At 70.7% G+C, this 18,950-nt stretch carries 13 protein-coding genes; 5 read left to right on the top strand and 8 right to left on the bottom strand.

The window, feature by feature from the left end; all coding sequences use genetic code 11:
• From ACWGDB_RS17790 to ACWGDB_RS17800, 3 genes are read right to left on the bottom strand one after another with little or no spacing between them, the layout of a single operon-like run.
• On the bottom strand, nt 1-1,158 hold the full coding sequence (locus ACWGDB_RS17790; RefSeq protein ID WP_453823286.1) for an acetyl-CoA C-acetyltransferase: 1,158 nt from the start codon (nt 1,156-1,158) through the stop codon (nt 1-3).
• 26 nt (nt 1,159-1,184) lie between these two features.
• A complete protein-coding gene (locus ACWGDB_RS17795; protein ID WP_391403234.1) occupies nt 1,185-1,820 on the bottom strand; it encodes a TetR/AcrR family transcriptional regulator in 636 nt (211 codons plus the stop codon).
• 15 nt (nt 1,821-1,835) lie between these two features.
• Nucleotides 1,836-2,618, bottom strand: coding sequence for an SDR family oxidoreductase (locus ACWGDB_RS17800; protein WP_453823287.1), 783 nt, complete (start codon nt 2,616-2,618; stop codon nt 1,836-1,838).
• A gap of 68 nt (nt 2,619-2,686) precedes the next feature.
• On the opposite strand from ACWGDB_RS17800, the gene ACWGDB_RS17805 reads away from it, so the two are divergent.
• Both ACWGDB_RS17805 and ACWGDB_RS17810 read left to right on the top strand, forming a co-directional pair.
• Nucleotides 2,687-3,826, top strand: coding sequence for an acyl-CoA dehydrogenase family protein (locus tag ACWGDB_RS17805; RefSeq protein WP_453823288.1), 1,140 nt, complete (start codon nt 2,687-2,689; stop codon nt 3,824-3,826).
• Nucleotides 3,827-4,437: 611 nt separating this feature from the next.
• A complete protein-coding gene (locus tag ACWGDB_RS17810) occupies nt 4,438-5,406 on the top strand; it encodes an acyl-CoA dehydrogenase family protein (protein ID WP_453823289.1) in 969 nt (322 codons plus the stop codon).
• On the opposite strand, the gene qcrB is transcribed toward ACWGDB_RS17810, so the two are convergent.
• Together qcrB and ACWGDB_RS17820 are read right to left on the bottom strand one after the other, a co-directional pair.
• A complete protein-coding gene (qcrB, locus tag ACWGDB_RS17815; protein ID WP_453823290.1) occupies nt 5,384-7,030 on the bottom strand; it encodes a cytochrome bc1 complex cytochrome b subunit in 1,647 nt (548 codons plus the stop codon). The two genes, ACWGDB_RS17810 and qcrB, sit on opposite strands and share 23 nt — an antisense overlap.
• An 84-nt stretch (nt 7,031-7,114) precedes the next feature.
• On the bottom strand, nt 7,115-7,840 hold the full coding sequence (locus ACWGDB_RS17820) for a vWA domain-containing protein (RefSeq protein ID WP_453823291.1): 726 nt from the start codon (nt 7,838-7,840) through the stop codon (nt 7,115-7,117).
• Nucleotides 7,841-8,048: 208 nt separating this feature from the next.
• Between ACWGDB_RS17820 and ACWGDB_RS17825 the strand changes: the two genes are divergently transcribed.
• Entirely contained in the window at nt 8,049-8,969 is a 921-nt protein-coding gene (locus ACWGDB_RS17825; protein WP_453823367.1) for a rhomboid family intramembrane serine protease, read from the top strand.
• A 132-nt stretch (nt 8,970-9,101) separates the two neighbouring features.
• Here ACWGDB_RS17825 and ACWGDB_RS17830 read toward each other — a convergent pair whose 3' ends face one another.
• The 3 genes from ACWGDB_RS17830 to ACWGDB_RS17840 form a co-directional block, all read right to left on the bottom strand.
• Nucleotides 9,102-10,562 (bottom strand): glutamate synthase subunit beta, encoded by a 1,461-nt coding sequence (locus tag ACWGDB_RS17830; RefSeq protein WP_383596767.1) that lies wholly within the window; start codon nt 10,560-10,562, stop codon nt 9,102-9,104.
• Nucleotides 10,555-15,153, bottom strand: a complete 4,599-nt coding sequence (gltB, locus tag ACWGDB_RS17835; RefSeq protein WP_453823368.1) for a glutamate synthase large subunit — start codon at nt 15,151-15,153, stop codon at nt 10,555-10,557. Before gltB ends, ACWGDB_RS17830 begins: the two co-directional genes overlap by 8 nt.
• Nucleotides 15,154-15,526: 373 nt before the next feature.
• The gene (locus ACWGDB_RS17840) at nt 15,527-16,258 is read right to left on the bottom strand and encodes a VIT1/CCC1 transporter family protein (protein WP_453823292.1); all 732 of its coding nucleotides are present in this window, start codon (nt 16,256-16,258) and stop codon (nt 15,527-15,529) included.
• Nucleotides 16,259-16,531: 273 nt separating this feature from the next.
• On the opposite strand from ACWGDB_RS17840, the gene ACWGDB_RS17845 reads away from it, so the two are divergent.
• Nucleotides 16,532-17,599, top strand: coding sequence for an ADP-ribosylglycohydrolase family protein (locus ACWGDB_RS17845; protein WP_453823293.1), 1,068 nt, complete (start codon nt 16,532-16,534; stop codon nt 17,597-17,599).
• Nucleotides 17,596-18,942, top strand: a complete 1,347-nt coding sequence (locus tag ACWGDB_RS17850) for an ADP-ribosylglycohydrolase family protein (RefSeq protein ID WP_453823294.1) — start codon at nt 17,596-17,598, stop codon at nt 18,940-18,942. Before ACWGDB_RS17845 ends, ACWGDB_RS17850 begins: the two co-directional genes overlap by 4 nt.
• The last annotated feature ends 8 nt before the right edge of the window (nt 18,943-18,950 follow it).

The following is an 18,950-nucleotide window of genomic DNA, read 5'->3' on the forward strand; positions in this document are numbered from 1 at the left end:
TCACAGCCGTTCGATGATCGTCACGTTGGCCTGTCCGCCGCCCTCGCACATCGTCTGAAGCCCGAACCGGCCGCCCGTGCGCTCCAGTTCGTGCAGCAGGGTCGTCATCAGCTTCACGCCGGTCGCGCCCAGGGGGTGGCCGAGGGCGATCGCGCCGCCGTTGACGTTGACCTTGCCGGGGTCGGCGCCGGTCTCCTTCAGCCAGGCCAGGACGACCGGCGCGAAGGCCTCGTTGATCTCCACGAGGTCGATGTCGTCGATCGACAGGCCGGTCTTCTTCAGGGCGTGGGCGGTGGCGGGGATGGGTGCGGTGAGCATGCGGATCGGGTCCTCGCCGCGCACCGAGAGATGGTGCACCCGGGCCCGGGGCGTGAGCCCGTGCTCGCGCACCGCCCGCTCCGAGGCAAGCAGCATCGCCGCAGCGCCGTCGGAGACCTGCGAGGAACAGGCGGCCGTGACCGTGCCGCCGTCGATCACCGGCTTCAGCCCGGCCATCTTCTCCAGGGAGGTGTCCCGGCGCGGCCCCTCGTCGACTGCGACGTCCCGGTAGGGCACGACCTCCCGCTCGAAGCGCCCCTCATCGATCGCCCGCAGCGCCCGACGGTGCGAGCGCAGCGCGAACTCCTCCTGGTCCTGCCTGCTGATCCCCCACTTGGCGGCGATCATCTCGGCGCCGGCGAACTGGTTGACCGGCTTCTCCCCGTACCGCGCCCGCCAGCCCTCGCTGCCCGCGAAGGGACCCGCCGTGAGGCCGAGCGGCTCGGCGGCCTGCCGGGTGGCGAAGGCGATGGGGATCATCGACATGTTCTGCACGCCGCCCGCGACCACCAGGTCCTGGGTGCCGGACAGCACGCCCTGCGCCGCGAAGTGCACGGCCTGCTGCGAGGACCCGCACTGCCGGTCCACGGTCACCCCCGGCACCTCCTCGGGCAGCCCCGCGGCCAGCCAGCAGGTCCGCGCGATGTCCCCGGCCTGTGGCCCGACGGCGTCCAGGCAGCCGAAGACGACGTCCTCGACGGCCACCGGGTCCATGCCCGCGCGCGCCACCAGTTCCTTCAGCACATGCGCGCCCAGGTCGGCCGGGTGGACCGCGCTGAGCCCTCCTTTGCGCCGCCCCACGGGCGTACGGACCGCTTCGACTATGTAGGCCTCGGCCATGGCAACTCCCGGGTGGGAACAGTGGGTTATGTGCGTACGGCGATCCCGTCCAGCACCATCGACAGGTACTGCCGGGCGATCTCCTCCGGGGTGTGCTGTCCGCCGGGCCGGTACCAGGACGCGGCGACCCACACCGTGTCCCGCACGAACCGGTAGGTGAGCCGGACGTCGAGGTCGGACCGGAACACCCCGGCCGCGACCCCGCGCTCCAGCGTGGACAGCCACGCCTTCTCGAACTTGCGCTGCGAATCGGCGAGGAACGCGAACCGCTCCTGCGCCACCAGCTGTCTGTTCTCCTTCTGGTAGATCGCGACGGCGGCGCGGTGCCGGTCGATCTCCCGGAACGACTCGGTGACCAGCGCCTCCAGCGTCTCGCGCGGGGCCGGCTCGGCCTCCAGGACGGCGTCGTAGCCGCTCCACAGCTCGTCGAGGAAGGAGCGCAGGATCTCTTCGAGCATCGACTCCTTGGAGTCGAAGTGGTAGTAGAGGCTGCCCGCGAGCATGCCCGCGTGGTCGGCGATCTTGCGTACGGTGGTGGCGTTGTAGCCCTGCTCGGCGAAGACCTCGGCGGCGGTGTCGAGGAGTTCGCGGCGGCGCGCCTGGGCGGCGGCGGCCGCGGGCTTTCCGGTGGCGGTCACCTGGGGCTTCTTCTTGGTCGGCACGGGTCCATTGTCGTCCTACGCGTGCTGGCTGCTGACGGAGACGATCTCGCCCGTCATGTACGAGGAGTACTCCGAGGCCAGGAAGACGATCACATTGGCCACCTCCCACGGCTCGGCGTACCGGCCGAAGGCCTCGCGCGCGGTCAGTTCCTCCAGCAGCTCGGGCGTGGTCACCTTCGCCAGGTGCGGGTGCATGGCGAGGCTCGGCGCCACCGCGTTGACCCGCACCCCGCAATCGGCCGCCTCGATCGCGGCGCACCGGGTCAGCGCCATCACGCCCGCCTTCGCGGCCGCGTAGTGCGCCTGTCCGGCCTGGGCGCGCCAGCCGACGACGGAGGCGTTGTTGACGATCACGCCGCCGGTGTCCCGCATCCGGCGGAGGGCGGCCCGGGTGCATCTGAAGGTGCCGTTCAGGGTCACGTCGAGGACCTTCGACCACTGCTCGTCGGTCATGTCGACGAGTGGCGAAGTCCCGCCGAGACCCGCGTTGTTGACGACCACGTCGAGGCGGCCGTGCTCGGCCACGGCGGTGTCGAACAGCGCCTGCACCTGCGTCTCGTCGGTGACATCGCACATCACCGACGTCACCGCACCCTCGAACTCGCGTGCCAGCTCCGCCTCGTACTCCTTCAGGCGCCGTGCGTGCGCATCGCTGATCAGCACACGGGCGCCCTCTTCGAGGAAGCGGCGCGCGGTCGCCCCGCCGATGCCGGCGCCGGCGGCCGCGGTGACGACGGCCGTGCGCCCGCGGAGCAGTCCGTGCCCGGGAACGTACGCCGGCGCCTCGACGTTTGTCATGGCAGCACGCTAACCTACCAAACACTTGTTAGGGAAGAGCTGCAAGGCTCCGGGGAGGGAGGGCGACGGTGGATCTGACTCACTCGAGCGCGGACGAGGCGTTCCGCGCCGAGGCCCGCGCGTGGCTGCGCGCACAGGTGCCGCCCGATCCGCTCCCCTCGTTGGAGACCGAGGAGGGCTTCGCGGCACACCGGGCGTGGGAGGCCGAACTCGCCGCGGACCGCTGGTCGGTGGTGAACTGGCCGGCGGCGTACGGCGGCCGGGACGCCTCACTCGTACGGTGGCTGCTGTTCGAGGAGGAGTACTACGCGGCGGGCGCGCCTGGCCGCGTCAACCAGAACGGCGTCAGCCTCCTCGCCCCGACCCTCTTCGACCACGGCACACAGGAGCAACGCGCTCGTGTCCTGCCTCCCATGGCCACCGGTGAGGTGATCTGGGCGCAGGCCTGGTCGGAGCCGGAGGCGGGTTCGGACCTGGCGGCCCTGAAGTCGAGGGCCACGCGCGCGGCGGGCGGCTGGCTGCTGACCGGCCAGAAGACGTGGTCCTCACGCGCGGCCTTCGCCGACCGTGCGTTCGGCCTGTTCCGCACCGAACCGGACGCGACGAAGCCCCACCAGGGTCTGACCTACCTGATGTTCGACCTGCGCGCCCCCGGTGTCACGGTCCGCCCCATCGCCCGCCTCGACGGCAAGCCCGCCTTCGCGGAACTGTTCCTGGACGAGGTGTTCGTGCCGGACGAGGACGTGATCGGCGAGCCGGGCCAGGGTTGGCGCATCGCGATGTCGACGGCGGGCAACGAACGCGGGCTGATGCTGCGCTCCCCCGGCCGTTTCCTGGCGAGCGCCGACCGCCTCCACGCTCTCTGGCAGACCCGGGGCAGCCCCGAGAGCGCGAGGAAAGGCGTGGCCGACGCCCTCATCGGCGCCCGTGCCTACCAGCTCTTCACCCTCGCCGCGGCCTCCCGCTTCCTCGACGGCGAGTCCATCGGCCCGGAGTCCAGCCTGAACAAGGTCTTCTGGTCGGAGTACGACATCGCCCTGCACGAAACGGCCCTCGACCTCCTGGGCCCCGACGGCGAACTCACCGACACCGACTGGTCCGAGCGCTACGTCTTCTCCCTGGCCGGCCCCATCTACGCCGGCACGAACGAGATCCAGCGCGACATCATCGCCGAGCGGTTGCTGGGCTTGCACAAGGGGCGGCGCTGATGCGGGGGGCTCCGCCGATGCCACGGGGGCGCTGCAGGCAGCCGGGGTGCCGCAGACACCCGGGCGCGCAGCATTCCCGCCGAGCGGGACACCACCGCGACAGCGGGACAGCGCTGATGCGGAGGGCTCCGCCGATGCCACGGGGGCGCCGCGGGCAGCCGGGTGCCGGGCGCGGCAGACACCCGGGGGCGCCCAGCAATCCCGCCGAGCGGGACACCACCACGACAACCAGACGGCGCCGATGCGACAGACCCGCCGACACCAAGGGACACCACTGCAAGCACAGCGGCACAGACGCCGCAGACACCCGCAGGCACACAGCAATCCCGCCAAGCGGGACACCACCACGACAACCAGACGGCGCCGATGCGACAGACCCGCCGACACCAAGGGACACCACTGCAAGCACAGCGGCACCAGACGCCGCAGACACCCCGCGCGCCGCGTTTCCCCCAGCAGGAACGCCACCCCGGCGAAGGGACGGACGGCGCTGATACGACACAGCTCCGCCGACGCGGATGCGAACGGCACCGACATCGGGGGGGCCGTGTGACGCCGGCAGGGACACGGCCATCCTCACCGCCACCGCCATCCCCGAAGGGACCCCGCTGATGAGGTTTCTCCTCGACCCCGAGCAGCGCGCCTTCGCCCGCTCGCTGGACTCGATGCTCGCGGCGGCCGACACGCCGTCGGTCGTGCGGGACTGGAGTCGTGGCGAGCATGCCGGCGGCCGGGCGCTGTGGGCCCGGATCGCGGAGGCGGGAGTGTTCGCACTGGCGGTTCCCGAGGCATACGACGGGCTGGGGCCGCGACCCGTCGATCTCGCCCTCGCCTTCGTCGAGTTGGGTCGGCATGCCGTCCCCGGGCCGCTGGTGGAGACGGTCACGGCGGCGGCGCTGCTCGCCGAGCTGCCCGACCCCGGCCCCGCCAAGCGGCTCCTGCCGGCGCTGGCCGCGGGCGAGGCCGCCGTGGCGACGCTGGCGTGGCCGGCGCCGTATGCCCTCGACGGCGACGTGGCCACGACCCGCCTCGCTCTCACCCCCGACGGCCTGCACCTCTCCCCCGGCCACGGCCCCGTACGCTCCTCCCTGGACCCGGCCCGCCGCCTCACCCCCCTCGAACCCGGCGGCGAACTCCTCAGTCCGGATCCGCCCACCGCACAGGCGCTCGCCCACGCCCGACTCGCCACCGCCGCCCAAGCCCTAGGCGTCGGTCTCGCGCTACTCGACAGAACCGTCGGCTACGTCAAGCAGCGCACCCAGTTCGGCGCCCCCATAGGCTCGTTCCAGGCGGTGAAGCACCGGTTGGCCGACGCGAAGATCGGCCTGGAGTTCGCCCGGCCGCTGCTTTTCGGGGCCGCGCTCACCATGGCGCCCGCCGACATCGCCGCCGCGAAGGTCACCGCCTGCGAGGCCGCGTACGCCGCCGCCCGTACCGCGCTGCAGTTGCACGGCGCGATCGGCTACACGGCGGAGTACGACCTGTCGCTGTGGCTGACCAAGGCCCGCGCGCTGCGCACCGCGTGGGGAAGCCCGGACGTGTGCAGGGCCGAGGTGCTCAGTGGTGATCGCCGCTGGTGACCTCGCGGTACTCCTCCACCGTCGGCTTGGTGATCCGCGTCGTCGGCCCGAACATCGCCCGCGCCAGCCGGGCCCGTACCCGCTGGACCGGACTGACCCGGCGCCGGACGCCGTTCGCGTCGACGAGCGGGCCGATCTCGTACGGCGGCTCCTGCTCGTGCTGGGTGAGGGTGAACAGCTGCCCCTGCGACAGAGGCTCGTGGACCTCGACGTACGCACCGTGCGGGAGCCGCTTGATGGTGCCCGTCTCCCTGCCGTGCAGCACGTTGGCCCGGTCCCGGCGCTGCAGCCCGAGACAGATCCGCTTGGTCACGTAGAAGGTGAGGACCGGCACCACGAAGACGGCGATCCGCACGAACCACGTGATGGCGTTGATCGACAGATGCAGATGAGTGGCCACGATGTCGTTGCCGCCGCCGATCAGCAGCACCGCGTACAGGCTCAGCCAGGCCGCTCCGAGGCCGGTGCGCACGGGCATGTTGCGCGGCCGGTCGAGGATGTGGTGCTCGCGTTTGTCGCCGGTGATCCACGCCTCGATGAAGGGATACAGGCCGAGCGCGATCAGGATCAGCGGGAAGAGCGAGAAGGGGATGAAGACGCCCAGTTCCAGGGTGTGGCCCCAGGCGTTGAGCTCCCATCCCGGCATCACCCGGATCAGGCCCTCGGAGAAGCCGAGATACCAGTCGGGTTGGGCGCCCGTGGTCACCAGATCGGGGCGGTAGGGCCCGAAGGCCCACACCGGGTTGATGCTGGCGATGCCGCCCATGAACGTCAGCACGCCGAAGACGAGGAAGAAGAAGCCGCCCGCCTTGGCCATGTACACGGGCAGGAAGGGCATGCCGACGACCGTCTTCTGTTCGCGGCCGGGGCCCGGGTACTGCGTGTGCTTGTGGTAGAAGACCAGGATCAGATGGGCCACCACCAGGCCCAGCATGATGCCGGGCAGCAGCAGGATGTGGACCGGATAGAGGCGCGCGATGAAGTCCTCGCCGGGGAACTCCCCGCCGAAGAGGAAGAACGCCACGTACGTGCCCACGATCGGGATCGACAGGATCGCGCCGTGCGCGAACCGCAGGCCGGTGCCGGACAGCAGGTCGTCGGGGAGGGAGTAGCCGGTCAGGCCGGTGATGATGCCGAGCATCAGCAGGGTCCAGCCGAACACCCAGTTCAGCTCGCGGGGCTTGCGGAAGGCACCGGTGAAGAACACCCGCATCATGTGCACCAGCATGCCGGTGACGAAGACCAGCGCCGCCCAGTGGTGGATCTGCCGGATCAGCAGCCCGCCGCGCACGTCGAAGCTGATGTCGAGCGTGGACTCGTACGCCCGGGTCATCAGGACCCCGTTGAGGGGCTCGTAGGCGCCGTTGTAGACGACCTCGGTGGTGCTCGGGTCGAAGAACAGGGTGAGGTAGACGCCCGTGAGGATCAGGATGAGGAAGCTGTAGAGGCAGACCTCGCCCAGCATGAAGGACCAGTGGTCCGGGAAGACCTTGCGCATGTTGGCCTTGGCCAGCGCGTACAGCCCGAGCCGCCCGTCCGCCCAGTCGGCGACCTTCTCGCCCTTGCCGGGCGGTGCGGGACGCCGCGCCGCCGTTCCCTCGTTCCCCGATCGTGCGCCGTGCATAGGTCGTCGCCTCCCCGTCGGATCACCCACAGGGTGACATGGCCTCACGGGCCGCGCCAACGGGGCGAACAGGCCGCCGACGGGTCAGGCGGGCCGTACGATCCCCTGCGCCCGGGCCGCCACGAGCCACTTCGGGAACTCCGCGACCAGACGGTCGTACAGCTCGGCGTCGGACACCTGCCGCGGATCCGAACCGGCGTGGAAGAACCCGGCGTTGTCGATCACTCTCCTGCCCGGTACCGCCAGCTCGTCGAGCTTGCGCAGGAAGTCGAACTGCCGGCTCGCCGGGTCCCCGAAGCCGATGAACTGCCAGAACAGCGGAAGCGGGGCCGCCTTGCACAGGTACCGTTCCGCGGCGAGCTTGTTGATGGGCCCGCCGTCGGTCTGGAACACGACCAGGGCCGGTTCCCGCGACCCGCTGTCCAGGTAGTGGTCGATGACGGCGTCCATCGCCAGGTGGTAGCTGGTCTTGCCCATGTGCCCGAGCCCGGCCACGATCCGCTCGATCCGCCCCTGGTGGCCGGCGAGCGCGATCTCGGTCTCGGCGTCGACGTCGGTCGAGAAGAAGACCACCGGCACGGTTCCGTCGTCGTCGAAGTGCGCCGACAGCCCGAGGACCCGGTCGGCGAGCGCCTGCACGCTGCCGTCCTTGTAGTACGGCTTCATCGAACCGGAGTAGTCGACCACCAGGTAGACCGCGGCCCGCACCCCGTCCAGCCCGTGCTTGCGCAGCGACACACCGGCGCTCTTGTACAGGCCGACCAGCGCGGGCGCGGTCTCCTCGACCTTGCTGAGACTGATCGCCGCCATACGTTCTCCCCCAAGTGCGTCCGTACGGCTGCCGAGATTACGGCACCACCGGCCCCACCTGTCCCTCAGTCCACAGGTGTTCGCTATTTTGATCGCCGCCGTCCCCAGCGGCTCATCGTCCGTCCAGTCCTCCGAGGAGCCGGCTGTGGAGCCCGAGTCCGCAGAGTCCGAGGCCGTCAGGCCCGACGCCACCAAGTCCGAGGTCGTCGTGCCCGCCGCCGACAGGCCCGCCGTCACCACCTGCTATCGCCACCCGAAGGTGGAGTCGCACGTCCGCTGCACCCGCTGCGACCGGTACATCTGCCCGGACTGCATGCGCGAGGCGGCCGTCGGCCATCAGTGCGTGGAGTGCGTGAAGGAGGGCTCGCGGTCGGTGCGGCAGGCCCGGACGCTCGTCGGCGGGCGGATCTCCGCGACCCCGCTCGTGACCTCCGTACTCATCGGGCTCAACGTTCTCGCCTATGTGGCCGAGGTGGTGCGCCCGGAGATCCTGGACCGGTTCTCGATGCTCAGCGCCCGGCTGGTCGGGCCGGACGGCGGCTATTACCTCTACATCTCCGGCCACCCCTCGGACTTCCACGCCGAAGGCCTGGTCGCCGGGCAGTGGGAGCGGCTGCTGACCAGCGGTTTCCTCCACCTGCCGCCGACCGAGGGCACCTTCGGACTGCTGCACATCGTGATGAACATGCTCTCGCTGTGGCAGCTCGGCCGGATCGTGGAGCCGATGCTGGGGCGGGTTCGCTACCTCGCGCTGTACCTGCTGGCGACGCTGGGCGGGTCGGTGCTCCAGCTGCTGCTCGGGGACGTGAACGTGGAGTCGGTCGGCGCGTCCGGTGCGATCTTCGGGCTCGGCGCCGCTTACTACGTCCTCGCCCGCCGGATCGGCGCGGACATGAGAGCCGTCAACCGCTTCATGGCGTTCCTGCTCCTGTGGCTGCTGCTCTCCGCCGGCCTCACCTCCTGGCAGGGCCACCTCGGCGGACTGCTGACCGGAGCCGCGGTGACTCTCGCCTACGCGTACGCCCCGCGCGGCCCGCGCCAGGCCCTCATCCAGTCGGCCGCCTGCGTGGGAGTGCTGGTGCTGCTGGCGGTGCCCGCGGTCGCGAAGGTGGCTGAGCTGACGGGCTGAGCGGCGGCCCCTCAGGCACAAAGCGGCGGCGCCTGCCCAGTCCGGTCGGGGACTGTGGGCAGGCGCCGTCTGTGTTCCGTACGCCTTTGTACGGGACGTGTATGGGTGACCGTCAGGTCACTTGTGGTGCCGTCAGACCATCAGCGAGCGGTCCGTCGGACGGATCGGCGCGGGCAGCTCGCTGGCGCCGGTCAGGAAGCGGTCGCAGCCGCGGGCTGCCGAGCGGCCCTCCGCGATGGCCCACACGATGAGCGACTGGCCGCGGCCGGCGTCACCGGCGACGAAGACACCCGGCACGTTGGTCTGGAAGTCCGCGTCGCGGGCGATGTTGCCGCGCTCGTCGAGGTCCAGGCCGAACTGGTCCGTCAGACCGTTGTCACGGTCCGGGCCGGTGAAGCCCATGGCCAGCGTGACCAGCTGGGCGGGGATCTTGCGCTCCGTGCCCGGCTTCTGGGTCAGCTTGCCGTCGACGAACTCGACCTCGGTGAGGTGCAGCCACTGGACGTTGCCGTCCTCGTCGCCCTCGAAGTGGGTGGTGGAGACGGAGTAGACCCGCTCGCCGCCCTCCTCGTGCGCGGACGTGACCTTGTACAGCATCGGGAAGGTCGGCCACGGCTGGTGCGGCGCGCGGTCCTCGCCCGGGCGGGGCATGATCTCCAGCTGCGTGACGGAGGCCGCGCCCTGACGGTGGGCGGTGCCCACGCAGTCGGCACCGGTGTCGCCACCGCCGATGACCACGACGTGCTTGCCCTCGGCGGAGATCGGGGAGGTGACGTAGTCGCCCTCCTGGACCTTGTTCGCCAGCGGCAGGTACTCCATGGCCTGGTGGACGCCCTTGAGCTCGCGGCCGGGGACCGGCAGGTCACGGGCGGTCGTGGCGCCGGCGGCGATGACGACCGCGTCGTAGCGCTTCTTGAGGTCGGTCGCCTTGAGGTCGCGGCCGATCTCGATGCCGGTACGGAAGCGGGTGCCCTCCGCGCGCATCTGCTCGATACGGCGGTTGATGTGCCGCTTCTCCATCTTGAACTCGGGGATGCCGTAGCGCAGGAGGCCGCCGATGCGGTCCGCGCGCTCGTACACGGCCACGGTGTGGCCGGCCCGGGTCAGCTGCTGGGCGGCGGCGAGGCCCGCCGGGCCCGAGCCGATGACGGCGACGGTCTTGCCGGACAGGCGCTCCGGGATCTGCGGCGCGACGTCGCCGCCGTCCCACGCCTTGTCGATGATGGAGACCTCGACGTTCTTGATGGTGACGGCCGGCTGGTTGATGCCGAGCACACACGCCGACTCGCAGGGAGCGGGGCAGAGGCGACCGGTGAACTCCGGGAAGTTGTTGGTCGCGTGCAGCCGCTCGCTCGCGGCCGCCCAGTCCTCGCGGTAGGCGTAGTCGTTCCACTCGGGGATCAGGTTCCCGAGCGGACAGCCGTTGTGGCAGAACGGGATGCCGCAGTCCATGCAGCGGCTGGCCTGCTTGCTGATGATCGGCAGCAGGGAGCCGGGGACGTAGACCTCGTTCCAGTCCTTGAGGCGTACGTCGACGGGGCGGGACTTGGCGACCTCGCGCCCGTGGTTGAGGAAGCCCTTCGGGTCAGCCATTGATCGCCGCCTCCATCATCTTCTCGGTGATCTCGGTCTCGGAGAGACCGGCTCGCTCGGCGGCGTCCTTGGCGGCGAGCACTGCCTTGTACGTGCTGGGGATGATCTTGCTGAAGCGCTCGACCGCGGTCTCCCACTCGGCCAGGAGCTTCTCGGCGACCGTGGAACCGGTCTCCTCCTGGTGGCGGCGGACCACGTCGTGCAGCCACTGCTTGTCGGTGTCGTCGAGAGCCTCGACGGCGCTGACGTTGCCGACATTGACGTTGTCGCGGTCGAGGTCGATGACGTACGCGATGCCGCCGGACATGCCGGCCGCGAAGTTGCGGCCCGTCTCGCCGAGGACCACCGCGTGACCGCCGGTCATGTACTCGCAGCCGTGGTCGCCCACGCCCTCGGAGACGACCGTCGCGCCGGAGTTGCGGACACAGAACCGCTCGCCCGTACGACCGCGCAGGAACAGCTCACCGCCGGTCGCGCCGTACGCGATGGTGTTGCCCGCGATCGTCGAGTACTCGGCGAGGTGGTCGGCGCCCCGGTCGGGACGGACGATCACCCGGCCGCCGGAGAGGCCCTTGCCGACGTAGTCGTTGGCGTCGCCCTCCAGGCGCAGCGTGACACCGCGCGGCAGGAAGGCACCGAAGGACTGGCCCGCCGAGCCCGTGAAGGTGATGTCGATGGTGTCGTCGGGCAGGCCCGCGCCACCGAACTTCTTCGTCACCTCGTGGCCGAGCATGGTGCCGACCGTGCGGTTGATGTTGCGGACCTTGATCTGGGCGCGCACCGGCTGGGCGTCGGTCGCGGAGTCCGCGGCCAGCGCGTCGGCGGCGAGCTTGATGAGCTCGTTGTCGAGCGCCTTCTCCAGGCCGTGGTCCTGGTCGACCAGCGCGTGGCGCACCGCGCCCTCGGGCAGCTCGGGCACGTGGAACAGCGGGGCCAGGTCCAGGCCCTGCGCCTTCCAGTGGTCGACCGCGCGGGTCACGTCGAGGTTCTCGGCGTGGCCGACGGCCTCCTCGATGGAGCGGAAGCCCAGCTCGGCGAGGATCTCGCGGACCTCTTCGGCGATGTACTGGAAGAAGTTCACGACGTACTCGGCCTTGCCGGAGAACCGGTCCCGCAGGGTCGGGTTCTGGGTGGCGATGCCGACCGGGCAGGTGTCCAGGTGGCACACGCGCATCATGATGCAGCCGGAGACGACGAGCGGCGCGGTCGCGAAACCGAACTCCTCGGCGCCGAGCAGCGCGGCGATGACGACGTCACGGCCGGTCTTCAGCTGGCCGTCGGTCTGCACGACGATGCGGTCGCGCAGGCCGTTCAGCAGCAGGGTCTGCTGGGTCTCGGCGAGACCGAGCTCCCAGGGGCCACCGGCGTGCTTCAGCGAGGTGAGCGGGGAGGCACCCGTACCACCGTCGTGACCGGAGATCAGGACCACGTCCGCGTGCGCCTTGGAGACACCCGCGGCGACCGTGCCGACGCCGACCTCGGAGACCAGCTTCACGTGGATGCGGGCCTGCGGGTTGGCGTTCTTGAGGTCGTGGATCAGCTGAGCCAGGTCCTCGATGGAGTAGATGTCGTGGTGCGGCGGCGGGGAGATCAGGCCCACGCCCGGCGTCGAGTGACGCGTCTTCGCGACCCACGGGTAGACCTTGTGGCCGGGCAGCTGGCCGCCCTCGCCGGGCTTGGCGCCCTGGGCCATCTTGATCTGGATGTCGTCGGCGTTGACCAGGTACTCGGAGGTCACACCGAAGCGGCCGGACGCGACCTGCTTGATGCTCGACCGGCGCGCCGGGTCGTACAGACGCTCCGGGTCCTCGCCGCCCTCACCGGTGTTGGACTTGCCGCCCAGCTGGTTCATGGCGATGGCGAGGGTCTCGTGCGCCTCCTTGGAGATGGAGCCGTACGACATGGCGCCGGTGGAGAAGCGCTTGACGATCTCGGAAGCCGGCTCGACCTCGTCGATGGAGATCGACTGCCGGTCGGGCGCGAAGCCGAAGAGTCCGCGGAGCGTCATCAGGCGCTCGGACTGCTCGTTCACGCGCTCGGTGTACTTCTTGAAGATGTCGTAGCGACCGGTGCGCGTGGAGTGCTGGAGGCGGAAGATCGTCTCCGGGTCGAACAGGTGCGGCTCGCCCTCGCGACGCCACTGGTACTCGCCGCCTATCTCCAGCGCGCGGTGCGCCGGGGCGATACCCGAGGCCGGGTAGGCCTTGGAGTGGCGGGCGGCGACCTCCTTGGCGATGACGTCGAGTCCGACGCCGCCGATCTTGGTGGCCGTGCCGTTGAAGTACTTCTCGACGAAGGCGGTGTCGAGGCCGACGGCCTCGAAGACCTGCGCGCCGCGGTAGGAGGCGACGGTGGAGATGCCCATCTTGGACATGACCTTCAGGACGCCCTTGCCGAGGGCGTAGATCAGGTTGCGGATGGCCTTCTCGGCCTCCATGCCCGGCAGGAAGGTACCGGCGCGGACGAGGTCCTCGACCGACTCCATCGCCAGGTACGGGTTCACGGCCGCGGCGCCGAAGCCGATGAGCAGGGCGACGTGGTGGACCTCGCGGACGTCACCGGCCTCGACGAGCAGGCCCACGTGGGTGCGCTGCTTGGTGCGGATGAGGTGGTGGTGGACGGCCGCGGTGAGCAGCAGCGACGGGATCGGCGCGTGCTCGGCGTCGGAGTGACGGTCCGACAGGACGATCAGGCGGGCGCCGTTCTCGATGGCGGCGTCGGCCTCGGCGCAGATCTCCTCTATGCGCGCGGCCAGCGCGTCGCCGCCGCCGTGCACCCGGTACAGGCCGGACAGGGTCGCTGCCTTGAAGCCGGGCATGTCGCCGTCGGCGTTGATGTGGATGAGCTTGGCCAGCTCGTCGTTGTCGATCACCGGGAACGGCAGGGTGACGCTGCGGCAGGACGCGGCCGTCGGCTCCAGCAGGTTGCCCTGCGGGCCGAGGGACGAGAACAGCGAGGTCACGAGCTCCTCGCGGATGGCGTCCAGCGGCGGGTTGGTGACCTGCGCGAACAGCTGGGTGAAGTAGTCGAAGAGCAGACGCGGGCGCTCGCTCAGCGCGGCGATGGGCGAGTCGGTGCCCATGGAGCCGAGCGGCTCACCGCCGGTCTTGGCCATCGGGGCGAGGATGACGCGCAGCTCCTCCTCGGTGTAACCGAAGGTCTGCTGGCGGCGGGTGACCGAGGCGTGCGTGTGCACGATGTGCTCGCGCTCGGGCAGGTCGGACAGCTCGATCTCGCCGGCTTCCAGCCACTCGGCGTACGGCTTCTCCGCCGCGAGCTGGGCCTTGATCTCGTCGTCCTCGATGATGCGGTGCTCGGCGGTGTCGACGAGGAACATCCGGCCGGGCTGCAGGCGGCCCTTGCGGACGACCTTGGCGGGGTCGATGTCGAGGACGCCGACCTCGGAGCCGAGGACGACGAGGCCGTCGTCGGTGACCCAGTAGCGCCCGGGGCGCAGGCCGTTGCGGTCGAGCACGGCGCCGACCTGGGTGCCGTCGGTGAAGGTGACACAGGCCGGTCCGTCCCAGGGCTCCATCATCGTGGAGTGGAACTGGTAGAAGGCGCGCCGGGCCGGGTCCATGGAGTCGTGGTTCTCCCACGCCTCCGGGATCATCATCAGCACGGAGTGCGGCAGCGAGCGGCCACCGAGGTGGAGCAGCTCCAGCACCTCGTCGAAGGACGCCGAGTCGGAGGCGTCCGGCGTACACACCGGGAAGATGCGCTCCAGGGCCTTGTCGTCGGACCCGAACAGGTCAGAGACGAGCTGCGACTCACGGGCACGCATCCAGTTGCGGTTGCCCTTGACGGTGTTGATCTCACCGTTGTGCGCGACGAAGCGGTAGGGGTGCGCGAGCGGCCACGACGGGAAGGTGTTCGTGGAGAAGCGCGAGTGGACGAGGGCGACGGCCGAGGCGAAGCGGCGGTCGGACAGGTCCGGGAAGAAGGGCTCCAGCTGGCCGGTGGTCAGCATGCCCTTGTAGACGATCGTGCGGGCCGACAGCGACGGGAAGTAGACGCCGGCCTCGCGCTCGGCGCGCTTGCGCAGCACAAAGGCCTTGCGGTCGAGGTCGATGCCCTCCGAGGAACCGTCCCCGACGAACACCTGCCGGAAGGCGGGCATCGTCGAACGGGCGGTGGCGCCCAGCAGTTCGGGCGCAACGGGGACGTCACGCCAGCCGAGGACGTTCAGGCCCTCCTCGGACGCGATCGTCTCGATCTGCGAGACGGCGTCCTGGGTCCCGTCCTCCGGCAGGAAGGCGATACCGACGGCATACGCACCGGCCTGGGGCAGTTCGAATTCGGTCACCGCACGCAGGAAGGCGTCCGGCACCTGGGAGAGGATGCCCGCGCCGTCGCCCGAGTCGGGCTCGGAGCCCGTGGCGCCGCGGTGTTCGAGATTGCGCAGAACGGTGAGCGCCTGCTCGACCAGCGTGTGGCTCGCCTCGCCGGTGAGGGTGGCCACGAAGCCGACGCCACAGGCGTCGTGCTCGTTGCGGGGGTCGTACATACCCTGCGCAGCAGGGCGAGCATCCATGAACGACCAGTTCTGGCCATTCGCGGAGTGCTGGGACGGCTGGCGCGGCGTACGCATCGGCTCTCCCGTCGTCGTCATCTGGCATATGCAAATTGCCGAGGGACGACGTTGGCCCTCTGCGTGAGTGCAAAATTTCGTGCAGGTTACATGATGGAGCGGTTCTCGGGAAGCGGGATAATCCGTTCCAACATGCGGACACCACGGGCTGATAGCGGGGGTTCCGCGCACATGGCTTGAAGTATGTGGGGACCGAGCGGGACAGGTCCATGTCCGTCGGTCCAGGGGGCGGAGGCGGGCGTCGTCGCCCACCCCGCGAGTGCGTCACAGGCCTCATTGCCCGCAGTGCTTACGGCTCATGCCCGGTGGTTAAGCATTCGAAACCAGCGAGTAACGGCTACTTATGCGGCCCAACGCATAAGTCCGAGCCGGGCTATCCTACGGCCGTTCCGAACAGGCTGCCCAGGGCGTACGTCACACCGGCCGCGGCGCCACCGAGCGCGAGCTGCCGCAGGCCGCTGAACCACCAGCTGCGCGCGGTCACCTTGGCCACGACCGCACCGCACAGGAACAGCCCGACCAGCGCCAGCAGCACGGCCGGCCACAGCGCGGTCGCACCGAGCAGATACGGCAGTACGGGCAGCAGGGCGCCCAGCGCGAACGACCCGAACGACGACACGGCCGCGACCAGCGGCGACGGCAGATCACCGGGGTCGATGCCGAGCTCTTCGCGAGCATGTATCTCCAGAGCCACCTCGGGATCACGGGAGAGCTGCCCGGCGACGGCCCGCGCCAGCGCCGGCTCGACACCCCGCGATTCATAGAGGGCGGCGAGCTCGGCCTCTTCGTCCTTGGGGTGCTTTCTCAGCTCCCGCCGCTCGACGTCCAGCTCGGCCTCGACCAGCTCGCGCTGGGAGGCGACGGAGGTGTACTCACCGGCGGCCATGGAGAAGGCGCCGGCCGACAGACCGGCCAGCCCGCTGAGCACGATGGTCTGATGACTGACCGCCCCGCCCGCGACACCGGTCATCAGGGCGAGGTTGGAGACCAGACCGTCCATCGCGCCGAAGACGGCGGGGCGCAGCCAGCCGCCGTTCACATCCCTGTGCGTGTGGTTGTCACGGTGCGCCTCATGCAGGGCGGCTTCGGTCTCGATGATGGCCATGAAAGGTCCCCCAGAAAACTCAGGCAAGGCTGTCTTTAGACACGTTCTACTCTTTGACAACAACAAATCTACGCTTCATGATTCCCCGCCGCCAGCAAGGAAAGGCTGCGCTAACCTGCACTTTTCCCTTAGGACGCTCATTCGTGGCTAACCCTGCACAGATGTCGACCGGGTGACTCTGAGGCTTCTGAGGCTCGGGTCAACCGCCGACGGTGGGACATATCCGCAAAGGGCTCCGCGCCCTGGGCGGAGCCCCCGGAGGAGAGGCCACGCATGCCATCGACCGCCTGCATTCCCTCGGTCCCGGCGCCCGGGGACGCCGCCGAACTCCGCGGACGGGCACGCGGCGCACTGCTGGGCCTGGCCGTCGGCGACGCGCTGGGCGCCCCCGCGGAGAACATGAAGCCCTCCGAGATCCGCGCCCGCTGGGGCCGTATCACCGGCTTCGTCACCGAGAACCCCTCCGGCACGGACGACACCGAATACGCGATCTTCTCGGGTCTCCTCCTCGCCCGCCACGGCTCGGCCCTCACCCCGGCCCATGTGGAGTCGGCCTGGCACCAGTGGATCGCGGACCGTGCGGAGGGCCCCTTCCGGGGCGCGGGCTTCAGCGAGCGCGGCACGCTGGAGAACCTCCGCCGGGGCCTGGCGGCGCCCATCTCGGCACAGCACCGGCACGCCTGGAGCGACGGTCTCGCCATGCGGGCGGCCCCTTTCGGCGTCTTCGCGGCGGGCCGCCCGGCCGAGGCGGCCCGTCTGGTGGCGATCGACGGCTCGGTGAGCCACGAGGGCGAGGGCATCTACGGCGGCCAGGCGGTGGCGGCGGGTGTTGCGGCGGCCATGGCGGGAGCACCGACGATCGCCGTGGTGGCCTCCGCCCTGGCGGTGGTCCCGGACGACTCCTGGACGGCCCGCTCGCTGCGCCGGGCCGTGGCGGTGGCCCACCGCGGCGAACGCGCGGTCCGCTCCGGCGTCGTCATCGGCGGCTACCCCTGGACCGACCTGGCCCCCGAGGCGGTCGCCCTGGCCTTCGGGGCGTACGCGGCGGCGGACGGCGACTTCGTCCAGGCGGTCCTCACGGCCGTGAACATGGGCCGGGACGCGGACACGACGGCGGCCGTCGCGGGGGCCCTGGCGGGCGCGACGCAGGGCGAGTCGTCGATCCCGACGGAGTGGGCGGCGGCGATCGGACCGGCCCGCGGGAGCTGCCTGCCGTCGATGGCCGGGCACCACGTGCTGGATGTGGCGGAGCTGCTGGTGCCGGGGGAGGGCGGGAAGTGGGGGGCGGGGGGAGCCGTATCGGGCGAGGCCGTGGTCCCAGGCGAAGGAGTACGACGATGACACCGCCCACCCCCTTGGACGAGGGAACCCCGATCGCGGCACCCCCCGAGCCGGCCGCCACTCCCCTGACACACCCGACCGAACCCCTGTCCACGGACACCGGGCACCCCGCAGCAACACCACCCGCGCCCGCCGACGGCGAGCACCCACCGGGGCCACCCGCACCCGACGACGCAAGTCGCACGGACGGTGCGGGTGAGAAACCCCGGGCCGAAGGCGAAGCCGGGGCCGGTCAACGAGTCCTCGGCCTCCTCCTGGGTCTCGCCGCAGGCGACGCCGCCGGCTGGCCGGCAGCCCGCCACAGAGCCGCCCGCATGCCCGAGTGGACACGAAGACTCACCCGCGAACTCGACACATTCGCCGAACACAACGCCACCACCACCCTCCCCCTCCCCCTCGCTCTGAACCAACCCCCGGAGCCCCTCCGCCTGGGCCCCTCCGACGACGCGGAATGGGCGGCCTTCGCAGCCGAGGCACTCCTGCGCGCCGGCGACGACACCGTCCTCGGCGACCTCAGCCGAGAGCGCCGCACCCGGGCCGCGATCGACCTGACCTGGAACGCCGTGGCCAGCGAAGTGGCCGCCGCGGCCGACCGCGCCCCCGAGGTCGAGTCGGCGATCCTCCCCCTGCGCGCCCGCATCTCCGTCCGCGCCGGCCTCGGCAACCTCGCCACCGGCCTGCGCCCACCCGCCACCGGCCACGACAACCCGCACTACTTCGACGACGCCGCCTGCGTCAGGGCCTGCGTCCTCGCCGTGGCCCACCCCGGCGACCCCCGCCGCGCGGCCGACCTCGCCGAGTTCGACGCCCGCTACACCCAGGACGGCGACGGCGTACACGGCGCGAGGGCGATGGCGGCGGCCCTCGCCCTGGCTCTGACCGGCGCGACGACCGAGGCCTGCGTCACCGTCGCACTCGCCGAACTCCCCGAGGAGACGGAGATCGGCCGCAACGCCCGCCACGCACTGAACCTGGCGCGGGCCGCCGACAGCGCCTTCGCCCTGATCCCCCTCCTCGAACACCAAATCGTCGACCACGTCTACAGCTACGGCGTCGCCGCGGCCGAAACGGTCCCGGTGGCCCTGGCCCTCACGGTGGCGGCGGACGGCCGTATCGCCGAGGTGGTCCCGGCCGCCGCGTGTCTGTCCCGGGTCGCGGACTCGGCACCGGCCCTGGCCGGCGCGCTCACGGGCGCGCTGGGCGGCGGCGCGTCGATCCCGGCGAGCTGGCGTGACGCGTGCCGCACCCTCTCCGGCTGCGTACTCCCCCGGCTCACCGGCACTGACCTGGTGGAACTCGCCGAACTCCTGGAAGCCACGCAACCGGCCCGACCAGGAGGATGATTCGGGGC

The sequence above is a fragment of the Streptomyces sp. NPDC055013 genome (assembly GCF_053608645.1).